9 protein-coding genes are annotated in these 12,489 nt (G+C 36.0%); 1 reads left to right on the forward strand and 8 read right to left on the reverse strand.

Annotated features, from left to right (window positions below; genetic code table 11):
- Nucleotides 1-50: 50 nt before the first annotated feature.
- Nucleotides 51-524, forward strand: coding sequence for an Lrp/AsnC family transcriptional regulator (locus tag P7122_RS12595; RefSeq protein WP_278006161.1), 474 nt, complete (start codon nucleotides 51-53; stop codon nucleotides 522-524).
- A 78-nt stretch (nucleotides 525-602) separates the two neighbouring features.
- Here the strand turns inward: P7122_RS12595 and P7122_RS12600 are convergent, their stop codons facing one another.
- From P7122_RS12600 to P7122_RS12635, 8 genes are all read right to left on the reverse strand, one after another.
- The gene (locus P7122_RS12600; protein WP_278006162.1) at nucleotides 603-1,196 is read right to left on the reverse strand and encodes an acyltransferase; all 594 of its coding nucleotides are present in this window, start codon (nucleotides 1,194-1,196) and stop codon (nucleotides 603-605) included.
- 40 nt (nucleotides 1,197-1,236) lie between these two features.
- The gene (locus P7122_RS12605) at nucleotides 1,237-1,611 is read right to left on the reverse strand and encodes a four helix bundle protein (RefSeq protein ID WP_278006163.1); all 375 of its coding nucleotides are present in this window, start codon (nucleotides 1,609-1,611) and stop codon (nucleotides 1,237-1,239) included.
- A 57-nt stretch (nucleotides 1,612-1,668) separates the two neighbouring features.
- Nucleotides 1,669-2,421 (reverse strand): enoyl-CoA hydratase/isomerase family protein, encoded by a 753-nt coding sequence (locus P7122_RS12610; RefSeq protein WP_278006164.1) that lies wholly within the window; start codon nucleotides 2,419-2,421, stop codon nucleotides 1,669-1,671.
- A gap of 102 nt (nucleotides 2,422-2,523) precedes the next feature.
- On the reverse strand, nucleotides 2,524-5,340 hold the full coding sequence (locus P7122_RS12615) for a CHAT domain-containing protein (RefSeq protein ID WP_278006165.1): 2,817 nt from the start codon (nucleotides 5,338-5,340) through the stop codon (nucleotides 2,524-2,526).
- Between the two features lie 48 nt (nucleotides 5,341-5,388).
- Nucleotides 5,389-7,854 carry a hypothetical protein gene (locus tag P7122_RS12620; RefSeq protein WP_278006166.1) on the reverse strand — a complete coding sequence of 822 codons (2,466 nt, stop codon included), beginning with the start codon at nucleotides 7,852-7,854 and terminating at the stop codon, nucleotides 5,389-5,391.
- Between the two features lie 158 nt (nucleotides 7,855-8,012).
- Nucleotides 8,013-10,550, reverse strand: coding sequence for a phenylacetic acid degradation bifunctional protein PaaZ (paaZ, locus tag P7122_RS12625; RefSeq protein ID WP_278006167.1), 2,538 nt, complete (start codon nucleotides 10,548-10,550; stop codon nucleotides 8,013-8,015).
- A gap of 234 nt (nucleotides 10,551-10,784) precedes the next feature.
- Entirely contained in the window at nucleotides 10,785-11,993 is a 1,209-nt protein-coding gene (gene pcaF / locus P7122_RS12630) for a 3-oxoadipyl-CoA thiolase (protein WP_278006168.1), read from the reverse strand.
- A 108-nt stretch (nucleotides 11,994-12,101) separates the two neighbouring features.
- Entirely contained in the window at nucleotides 12,102-12,479 is a 378-nt protein-coding gene (locus tag P7122_RS12635; RefSeq protein ID WP_278006284.1) for a PaaI family thioesterase, read from the reverse strand.
- Nucleotides 12,480-12,489 lie beyond the last annotated feature (10 nt).

A 12,489-nucleotide genomic window follows, 5' to 3' on the forward strand; every position in this document is an offset into this window, starting at 1 on the left:
TTTTAAACTTTTAATTGTTAATTTTGATTAATCAAAAAAAATATTTTCTAATGTCTTATACACTAGATAAAATCGACACCCAAATTTTAGCGATACTCCAAAAAGACAGCAATCGCACTACAAAAAGCATAGCTAAAGAATTAGGAATGACCACTTCACCCGTTTTTGAGCGTATAAAAAAGCTTGAAAAAGAAGGTTACATCAAAAAATATGTCGCTGTATTAGATAACAAGAAAGTAGGTTTGAAATTAACTGTATTTATTGGCATAACCCTTCAAGGTCATACCAGAAGTTATTTGGAAAAATTTGTCACTGAAATAAATAATTTCCCAGAAATTGCAGAATGCCATCGCGTAAGTGGAAATTATGATTACCTACTGAAACTCATTGTTGAAGACATACAAGCTTATGAAACTTTCCTTATTTCTAAACTAACACTTCTTCCTTATCTAGGGAATGTGCAGAGTTTAATAACTTTATCTACAGGAAAGGAAACCAATGAGATTGATTTGAGTAGGGTTTAAAATCGAGGCTAAACTTGAAAATGACATTCTATCTATAATGAAAACACCCCTAAAGTCCCCTCAAGGGGACAATCCCTCCTATTTGAAAGTTTCGCGAAGCGTTTTATAGACATTGTCTTGCATCTTCATATTTTCGGGAACTTCACGCAATGGTTCTACTTCTTTTAGACTGTTGTGGCAATCTTGCGGTAACTGCTGATATAACTGCGTTCCCTTGGTTTTCCAAGCAATCATCTCGTCGCTTACCTGCTTGATGACTTTTGCTGGATTACCAACCACCAAACTACGTGGTGGTATTTTAGTTTCAGCCTTAACAAATGCCATGGCGCCAACAATACTTTCATCTCCAATTTCGGCATCATCCATAATTACGGTATTCATACCAATGAGGCAATTACGACCCAAATTCGCTCCGTGAATGATGGCTCCGTGACCAACATGCGCACTTTCTTTTAAGGTAATAGATTTACCCGGAAACATATGCACTGTACAGTTCTCTTGCACGTTAACGCCATCCTCTAAAATGATTTGTCCCCAATCTCCACGAATGGCAGCACCTGGACCGATGTAACAGTTTTTGCCAATGATGACATTGCCAGTGACTGCAGCTAATGGGTGTACGAAACTACTTTCGTGTACAACTGGTGTGTATCCTTGGAATGCGTAAATCATAAGCTGTGAGTTCTTAGTAGTTAGCCTTGAGTCTTTGAGTTTAATTATTTTTTAATTTTTTACTTAATGATGAAATCATTTTACCAATTTCGGTTAACATAGCTCTATTTTTTTCAAACTGTTCTTTGTTGATATAATTTCTTAAATAGGCTTTTGTATTCCAAGTGACACATTCGTGACTACTATCCCAAGCCATTTTTAAATATCTATTGAAATTAGCATCAGTACTTGCTGAACCTTCCGAAATATTTGCTGCTATTGAGTCTGCTGCTCTACTAAATTGTGATGATAAACGGAACATCTCCTTTTTAGGAAATGTATCAACCAATTTATTTACTTCTTCTCCAAATAAAATAGCTTTTTGATAAACTATTAAATTTTCAAAACTAAAATGATATTGACTTTTAAATTCCATTTAACATATACATTTCTAATTGCTCACAACTCAAAGCTCATTTCTCAAAACTATTATTTACTTATACGATTCTAATTTCTTCTTTGTAAAATCACTTAATACCAAGCGACCACTAATAGCTGCTCTTTCGGCTAGAAGCGCGTCCCAATCTTCGGTACCTTGCCAGAAAATTTTCTTCATTTCTTTCATTGCTTCCGGATTGTAGTTGCAAAGATTTTCAGCAAAGGTTTTTACGGCTTCGTCTAATGCTTCTGTAGTATCAAACACTTGTGTAAATAAGCCTTGTTGTTTTGCCCATTCTGCTGGATAAAATGTATTGGCATCAATGGCGATTTGTGACATTCCGCTTAAACCTAACTTGCGCTCTACTGCTGGACCAACTACAAACGGACCGATACCAACATTTAGCTCGCTTAATTTAATAGCTGCAAACTTGGTTGCCATACAATAATCAGTTGCCGACGCAACTCCTACTCCACCTCCAACGGTTTTTCCTTGCACGCGACCAATGATAAATTTTGGACATTTTCGCATCGCATTAATCACGTTAGCAAATCCTGAAAAGAAGACTTTCCCTGTGGCTTCATCATTAATATTAATAAGCTCGTTAAAACTTGCGCCAGCACAAAACGTTCTATCTCCTCCACTTTTAAGAACGATAACTTTAATATCGTCATTATTGCCAGCGTCTGTAATAGTTTGTGCTAATTCAGCTAGAATATTTCCTGGTAATGAGTTATGCGCAGGATGAAAAAATTCGATGTATCCTACTTGGTTTTCTATTTCTAATTTTACGTATGGTTGGCTCATTTTTGAATTTTGATATGTTATTTTCAAAATTACAATAAAACTTATCATTGTTAAATGATAACACAGAAAAAACCATCAAAAACTCACACTAGATTTAGGTATTTATTTACCACTCAACACAAATGGCGCCCAGATTTTTGGGGTTTGAAATTGCTCGCCATACACGCCATTGAGCATTGTGCGTTTAGCTGTATTCACAGCATCTTCCACACTCATTTTTTTTACGTAAAGATTGTTGTACGTTTCGGTCATTAATATCATAGTTCCTGCATCATTAACAGGCCACAAACTCAATAAGGTACTATTAGCACCTGCTACAAGTAATGCTGAGTTTAGACCATTAACTCCTTCTCCATTATAATTTTTTCCTAATGCAGTTTCACAAGCAGAAAGCACAGCTAAATCTGCCTTTAAATCTAGTTGCGCTATCTCGTGAGCTAACAAAAATGTATCCTCAGATCCATCTCCATTAGCAGGCTGTGTCATCATTACACCAGAAAGTTCAGGAATACTATTACTAGCAAACCCGTGAGTTGCAATGTGTACATATTTATATTGATTCAACTCGCCTGATTTATTCAATCTTTTGATATCGCTTTCTTTCATCTGACCATCAATCAAAACAGTAGCTTCTGGAATTATTTTTTTAAGATTCTGAACCTCTCTCAAAGTTCCTGGTAGATAGTTAGCTCCACCAAAGCCCAAAGCAGCCAATTCTTTGCTTAAATTAGACTGTTTATTATTGATTTTTGTGGTTAATTGGTCCTGCAACTCAAAGTAGCTTTGAGTTGATCTGCTATTGGAAGCACTACTTTGAGGTTCTTTATACGTAGCTCCTCCCATTGCTAAAAGCGGTTTTCTGTCCTCACTATAATTTCGGTTAGACAGACTTGCACAAACACTTGCAGATGGCATATACTTAACATTAAAACGCTCTAAAACATACTTACCGTTACTATCCAAAAATGCTTCAAAAGGCATCGCATTCAACTCGCCTTCTGCACTAATAATTAGTGTTGTTTTTCCGACTAATTTAGCCTCTAAAGGTTGTATCAAAAAATAGTACCAGTGCTTTAATATCTTTTGTTGAAGATCTAAAAACTGAGCATCTGACACTTCCATTACTTCTCTGGACAAGGCAACAAAATCTCTATAATCTTCTGCTTTAAAAGCAGTTTTAGGGTCCGAATGACTATAAATTTGACCGTTTATTATTTCTTCATTTAACTTCGTTACATATCCATTGATGCTATTAGGCTTCTTCTGTATGTTATTGATGTATTGCTTTTTCATATTCAGCCAAGCATTAACCGGAAAATGCTCTACTATATCAGCACTATTCATTGTAATAACAGTAGCAATCATTTGACCTGGTTCTCCGTTAGAATAGTAGATAATAGCTTCGTGTGGCTGAAGTTTTGCCTGGACTTGTGGCAGTGTAATTTGGGGTAAATTTTTATCTAATTTTTGACGAAGAATTCTGCTTCGGTTCATATCCTGAACTTTAAAAAGTTCGTTTGTATTGCCTAATTTTTGAAGCGACATTATTAAGCCTGAATAGGCACTAGCGTGCAAATTACGAGCTGAAAGCTGCTCTTTGGTACTGAATTTTGGCAAAAATTGCTCCGTAATATCAACTGCTTTCTGAAACTGTTCTGCTGCATTAGCATAATCATTCTTCATATAAAACATAAAGCCTATATTATTGGCAGCAGTCTGTGCAGAAGACCAATTCTCGGTTTTTAAATGATAGTCGTAAACTTCATTATTCAATTCTATGGCTTTAGATCTGTTTCCGATTTTAAACTGAACAACAGCATAATTACCTGCTGCTTTCATTTTTTGATCTTCAAAATTCCGCTTACTTGCTAAAACATAGGCTTCTCCCAAGTGTTTATTGGCTAAACTAGTAGAATTAGACCCAGGCTTCATTACGTAATAAGCACCTATAAGATTGTTGGCATTAATGATATGGTAATCGTTACCAAGTTCTGTAGCCAGCACTAAAAGCTCTTGAGCTAACTGTAACATTTCGTCTCGTTTTCCCATATCTCCAACAATTTGTGATTTTCTAAACAACAAATCTGCTTTGGTTAATGTCGGAAAACCTAGCTTATCTATTTCTGCAAGCCCTTTATTGGCATATAAAAATGTTTTATTGAGATCATATCTATCATACCACGTTAAGCGCTCAAAACACAAGGCTTTTGTATATGGATTAAGATACTGAGAGTTTATAGCTTCCTCTAATTTTGGTTTTGCCAAATCAAACTGACCTGCATAATAGTAAGCAATAGCTTGCGTTGCAGTTGCAAAATCTTTTAACAAAGGATTTGATGGCGAATAACTTGCCCAAACTTTTAAGTACTGAGATGGATCGCAAGACTTTCCTTCATACCATTGACCAACACAAGCATTATAATTATTAAAATTCTGAATTGCTCCAGGTGTTGCTTTTTCTGCATTTTCTGCTATGGTTTTTAAAGCCGAAAAATCCTTACCAGTTAATTCTGCCAAAATATCTAATTCCTCTTTTGTAGATGCTGCTCCCTTTACATCTGGCGAAAGTTGAAACGCGTAATGCATAAGATTACTAGCTTCACTTGTATTTCCTTCTAAAAAAGCGATGTAACTCGCCAATGTGTAATTGGCAGACTCCATAGGAAACATCTGATTTGCAGCTTTTGCATAACGCTTTGCTGTAGTTAAATCATTTTTTGCTATTGCTGCAAAAGCCTTAAAAATATACCCAAAACTGTTGTCTGAATTGTATTTAATATACTCATCTGCGCCAACATCCATTAGCGCAATATTTTTGGTATCATAACCTTGAGAAAATTTTTCTTGCGCTTTTTGTGCATTTTGAGCTTTTGTAAACAAAGACAAAAACAATAAAAGAATTAAGGAAATATGTTTCATAATTTAGATGTATTAAAGAAAGAGAGAACTTTTTATGCAGACCGAAGCTTACCAACTAGTATCACAACCACAATCGATTTGACCAGAGGCAGACTTACCAGTTCTTAAGTCGGTTTTGGTATAATCAAATCGCACTCCTTTAGTTGTGTTAAAAAACGTAAAGCTAGTTTTAGCTGCTATTTGCCCATTAACCATTGGTACACTTAGCAAATGTTTTTTACCCATAAGCTGTCCGCCACCTTTACTAACTTTAGCAACGCGAATATCTGTATTATTAGGGTCGTTAATGACATAGAATAGCATCCAAGTAAAACCGCAATCTTTAATCTTACCAATAGCTGCTTTTTGTCCCCAAGTTTGTCCTAAAATTTCATTTGCAATAGGAATACTGTTAAGTTCTCTTCCACGAAGTTTATCTAAACTGTAGGATTTACCTGTACCAACAAAATCAAAATTATTAAAGAAGAAGTTGATGTTTTTGCGACGCTCTAGCTCTTTTAAGTTTTTAGCCTCTAATTCTATTTGGCTTTCTATATCATTTTCGTGATATGTTTTTATTTGGGCTTCTAAATCTTCTTTTTCAGCAGTAGTTTGTGCCGTTAGAAACACTTCACTTTTACTATTATTCTTCAAATTAGTAACCACTAATTTCTTTGCTTTAAACCCATCAGAAACCACATCAATTATTTCTGGCACGTAATGACTAACATTATTTTCGTAATTGAGACTTCTAGCTATTTCAGGACCTAAATTATGGCTTTGTTTTGTGTTAATGTTGTAGGCTAAAACTTTATCTGGTAGTCCGCTTTTTGTTTTTCTGACAAAATATATATGATCTTGTTTCTGTAAATCGAATTTAACATCTTGATAATCCGTTTTCACCTCATCTATTTTCTGAAGATTACTGAATGTAACATCTTTATATTTATACAATTCATACTTCTTTTTATACTTTACCAACAAGATCTTTTGTCCTGGTATAAGCTCTAAACTTTTCGCCTCCGGAAACCTCTTAGAATGCCATTGCTTAGTATCTACATTCATAAATTGATATTGTGCCCACAGTGGTTTATCAAAATCTAAGCGTCCTTTTTTGTCCTTTTCATATCTCGAAATTACCATACCAACCTCTCTGTCATTCACATAAGTTATGTAACCTCTATCATTAGGTATATTTGTGTTACCATCTAAATGTTTATTCTTATCAACAATTGAATACACACCTGAACTTCCACCTCTCTGCATACCAATAATGAGCGCATTATCTCTATCTTCTTCAAAATCGAAATGCCAATAATATATACCATCTTTACTTACAGGTTTTATGAAATTATAAACCTGTTCCATAGTTTCAAGATTCCAAATAGCAATTTGTTTTCCCTCTTCGCTATTTATTGCTAAATACTTACCATCCTGACCAAGATTCCAACCAAAATTATTAAGCTCAGGAAATTTAAAAATAGGTGCTTTAGCATCAATTTGTTCTTGCTCCTTTGCAATTTCAGCTTGCTCTTTTGCTTCTTTAGCGATTATAATATCTTGTACTTTTTTATACCTTTTTTGAAAATCCTCTAGTGGTAAACTGAATCGAATTTCAGATTTTTTTTCACAGTCACCTACATTATACTGCACAAGTTTATATGGTGTTTGCTCAACTCCTGAAGGTTTTGAATTGTTTAAAACAGCATCAACCTCAACCGAGAAATAGTAATTCTTAGTTTTGAAACTGTTAGCACTAATTGAATTGCTACTTATACAATTCTTGAATTTTTCTGGTACTTTTGAGTTAACTAAAGCGGTTTTATGTTTCTCAATGGTTTCGTTTTCTATATCATAAATAGCATAAGTATCACCTTGTGTAGCGTATATGTAATTTCCATTATTTAAGTTTCTATTCTCAGCTAAATCTAGAATAAAATCCTTTTCAGGAAACTTTGATGTTTTCTGTGTTTTATGATTAAATATGTAAATATTTCTATCATTCTCTTTTGTATAAACACTATACAATCCGCTCGGCTTTACAATAAGATCTTTGTAGTTCGCTACTTTAGAATCAATTTCAAATTCGCTTGAAGTATAATTAATGTATAAGCTTTTATCGTTCTTTTTATATTGAATTGGGTTACCGTCATAATCAAGACCTGAGAACGCATGCTTTTTATCATACTTCGCTGGTAATTCAAACTTATTTTTTACGGTATTTAAAGACCAGAACGAGTTATTTTCATTTGAAATAATAACCAATGAAAGGTCTTCAGAAAAAGAAGTGATATGCTCGCCATTTGCAAATTTAACCACGTCATCATAAACAAAACCGTGACTTGTAATTTTTTCTCCAGTTGCTAAATCGTAGGTTGTGAGATAATCACCTGTAAAGACTGCTGCTTTTGTTTCGCTGGCATTTACTATGACTTGAATCTGTGTATTCTCATTTTGCGATTTCCAAAAATGATTTCCTTGTGCATTACAAAAAGAAGCCACTATCATAGCGGCACAAAAAAATAGATGTTTCATTTAGTAAGATTTGATAGTCAAAACTAACTGTAAATCCTACGTAAAAACATACGATGAATGTCGTATATTTTTTTCAAAACCTTATAAATAGGCATTATAAAACAAAAAGCGCCACCTTTCGGAAGCGCTTATTTTCACAATATATTTTTAACAACCAACTACAACAAATCGAATTGCTCAAAATGATGGTTTAAATGTTTTCTTTCGAGTAAGTATGACTCATAACGATTCAACTCGCCAAATACTAAATTCTTCAATCTAGCATCTGGATTTTCCTTGAAAAACTCGATGTATTTTTTACGTTGTTCTTTAAACTTCTCAATCGCTGTTTCTAAATCTTGATGTTTTAAATCGTCTAGCGTGTCTTTTTCTAACTGTGGAAATTGAGAGTTTTGTGGAAACTTTCTATAGTTATACAAGCTTGCATGGACCTTGTCTAAAATCTTCTCTGGTGTAGAAATTTCAAAATCTTGAATTTCGCCAGACGCAATTTTATAAGTGTATTCTAAATGCTCTATCATATGTTGAGGCGTCATAATGCCCCATTTTGGTTTAGCATCTGCTTTTAACTTTGATAAGCATTCGTTGATTTTCTCTTCGGTCATTTCAACAAAGGTTTCTTGTTTTTTCTGAACCATTGTTAAAATAGTAGCCACTGCAACCAACGGACTATCTTTGTCTGTTTTTTGACTTTCTGGTCGGTTTTCAAAATTAGCATCAAACACCTCAACGTGCCATTTTACAATACCGCTTGGATGTTCTGTTGATGACACATCTCTATCTACTTTTTCCTTGCAGGTTAAACGCACATAAATGGTATCGTTGTGATATAACGGTCTTAAAAATCGGATAGAATCCAAACCGTAATTTGCCGCTACAGGTCCTTTATTAGGATACACAAACAATCCAGCCGCAGCCGAAATTATGAAATAACCGTGAGCTGTTCGTTTTTCGAAAATACTTCCATCTAAAGAGGTAATATCTGTGTGTGCATAAAAATGGTCCCAAGTTAAATTGGCAAAATTCTGAATATCAGTATCCGTAAGTGTACGCTTATGCGTTTTTAAAGACACTCCTGGTTGAATATCTTCCCAATGGTACTTAAACGGATGGTCTTCGGCTTCCTTATATTTTGCATTTTGCTGATATATGCCAGTGATTTCTGTAATTGTAGTTGGTGTTCCTTGAATGGCTGTACGTTGCAAATAGTGTTTAATACCACGCATTCCACCCATTTCTTCTCCACCACCAGCACGTCCTGGACCTCCGTGAACCAAGTAAGGTAATGGCGAACCGTGACCTGTACTTTGTTTTGCCATTTCGCGATTAATCACCAATATTCTTCCGTGATGACTAGCGGCATTTACAACATAATCGGTTGCAATGTTATCATCGTAAGTTGCAATAGAAGACACTAACGACCCTTTACCCATTTGTGCTAATTGTACAGCTTCGCCCATTGACTTGTAAGGCATAATGGTACTTACTGGTCCAAAAGCTTCGCGCTCGTGAACTACATTATTCTGGAAAGGATTATCTGTTCTAAAGACTATTGGACTTAAGAACGCACCTTTATTAGCATCCGCACCAATGGTTTCAATATTATCTAAATTGCCATAAACCATTTCAGCTTCTTTACTGATGTCTGCAATAGAACTTTTAACAGCTTCAACTTGTTGCTTACTCACCAATGAGCCCATTCTCACTTCCTTAAGTCTTGGGTCTCCAATGGTAACTTTATCGAGTTCTTTTGCTAATGCAATTTGAACATCTTCAACTAAATTTTCAGGCACAATAATGCGTCGGATGGCTGTACATTTTTGTCCAGCTTTTACGGTCATTTCCTTTCGAACTTCCTTAACGAACAAATTGAATTCTGGTGTTCCAGGAACTGCATCTTCGCCCAAAATAGAAGCGTTAAGCGAATCGGCTTCCATAGTAAAAGGCACAGATTCTTCAATCAATCTTGGATGTGTTTTTAACAAACGACCTGTTGTTGCCGAACCTGTAAAGGTTACGACATCTTGAGACTCAACAGTATCTAAAATGGTTTTTACTGTTCCGTTTATGATTTGAAGTGCGCCTTCTGGTAAAATACCTGAATTGATAATTTCTCTCGCAACCGCTTCTGCTAAATAAGCCGATGATGGTGCTGGCAAAACCACTGCTGGCACACCAGCCATCCAGTTTACAGCACACTTTTCTAACATTCCCCAAACCGGGAAATTAAAAGCGTTGATATGTACTGCAACACCTTTTTTGGGCACCATAATATGATGCGCCATAAAGCGTCCACCACGAGACAAATCGATTGGGTCGCCTTCTACGTGAAACGGTTTGTTTGGAAACAATTTTCGTAATGAAGCATTGGCAAACAAGTTACCAAAACCACCTTCAATATCAATCCAACTATCTACACGAGTTGCGCCAGTTCTGTAACTTAAATCGTAAAATTGCTCTTTGCGTTTTGTAAGGTAAAGTGCTAATTTTTTAAGCATATTACCTCGTTCTTGAAAGGTCATTTTACGAAGTACTTCGCCTCCTTTTGTGCGTCCGTAGTTAAGAACTTCAGGAATATCTAATCCTTCAACAGCCCAATTTGTGAAGTGTTCGCCTGTTATGGCATCGTAAATTGGTGCTCCTTCTTCTTTTCCTGTGGTCCAGTTTCCGCAGATATAATGTTCTATTTTTTTCATCTTATTTTATATTTATGTTCATTTTGTCTTGAAACAAAACGAACCAAAAATTCAAGTTGAAATGAGGAATTTTTCAATCTTGTTTTACAGATTGAAAACCTCAAAATGAAATCTAAATTTTTTCCAAGGCTTCAAAAATTTTTAACGCTTTCATTTTTTTATTCTGCATTTCAACGAGACCTATCTGCTGTCTCTATTCTAAATTCTAACAGCGTAGCGGTCTACATTCTAATTTTAATTCACGTTTTCAATCACAGCTGCATAGCCTTGACCCACGCCAATACACATTGTTACCAATGCGTAACGTTTGTTTTGCTCTTTGAGCTCTAAAGCCGCTGAATAGGCGATTCTGGTACCTGTAACGCCAAGCGGATGACCAATTGCGATAGAACCTCCATTTGGGTTGATTCTTGGATCATTGTCCGCCAATCCCCAAGCTCTGGTGCACGCCAATGCTTGTGCAGCAAAGGCTTCGTTGAGCTCTATGATGTCGATATCGTCCATTGTTAATCCAGCTTTTGCCAAAGCTTTGTTGGACGCCTCGACTGGACCAATGCCCATGATTCGCGGCTCTACTCCTACGACAGCTGAACTCACGATGCGCGCCAATGGTTTTAGATTATATTTTTTTACAGCTTCCTCTGAAGCGATAATGGTTGCTGCTGCTCCGTCGTTTAAACCTGATGCGTTTCCTGCTGTTACGCTTCCTCCTTCTTTTTTAAAGGCTGGTCGTAATTTGGCTAAAATCTCTTTTGATGTTGTTGGTTTTACAAATTCGTCTTTTGCAAAAACGATTGGGTCTTTTTTGCGTTGAGGAATTTCGACAGGTAGAATTTCTTTTTCTAATCGTCCGTTTTCTTGTGCTTGTGATGCTTTCATCTGACTCCAGTACGCGAATGCATCTTGGTCTTCTCTTGAAATGTTATATTTTTCGACAAGATTTTCGGCTGTCATTCCCATTCCGTCAGTGCCATACATTTCGTGCATTTTTGGGTTTACAAACCTCCATCCGAATGTAGAATCGTACAGTTTTGAATCGCCTCCAAAAGCGCTTGATGGTTTTGCCATAACGTATGGTCCGCGTGTCATATTCTCTACGCCTCCTGAAATAAAGACATCTCCATCACCAGCTTTTATCGCTCTGTTTGCGTGAATAATTGCTGACAAACCTGAACTACACAGTCTGTTTACGGTTTCTCCTGGAACTGTAAATGGTAATCCTGCTAAAAGTGATGCCATACGAGCTACGTTACGATTGTCTTCTCCGGCTTGGTTAGCACAACCAAGAATAACATCGTCGTATGCTTCTTTTGGGATATTTGGGTTTCGTTTTACGATTTCTTTGATTACTAAAGCTGCTAAATCGTCTGTACGTACAGCCGATAATGTGCCTTTGTAATTTCCTATCGGTGTTCTTATGCCGTCTATTATGTATGCTTCCATATTATTTTGAAATCGAAGCCGAAATCGAAATTGAAGTCGAACTTCTTACTTTTTATTTTTCTCTATTCTTTTTTAGATCCTGAATCAAGTTCAGGATGACAAGTCTTTTTATTCCCAATCTTTTTGAGTGCGATAAACAACACCTTTAAAAAGGGCTACCAGTTCATCTCCTCGTTTTACTTCTACGATATTAAATCCGAGTTTATTTTTTACGTTTTCAATCACAGATTCAGCGACTAAATAATCTCCTTCTTCTAAAGCTTCTATATGGTTGATGCTGGTTTCTATGGACACAGCAAATTTTCCGTGTGTATTTGCCGCAAAACCAAAAGCGGTATCTGCCAATGCGTAACTGATTCCACCGTGTGCTTTTCCCATACTATTCAACATTTCATTCCGAACCGTCATTGCCACTCGACAACGACCAATTTCGCATTCTAAAATTTCGATGCCTAGCCAAGTACTGAATGCATCTTGACTTAACATTTTATGTGGT

This window comes from Winogradskyella marincola, from assembly GCF_029624125.1.
Lineage (GTDB): Bacteria > Bacteroidota > Bacteroidia > Flavobacteriales > Flavobacteriaceae > Winogradskyella > Winogradskyella marincola.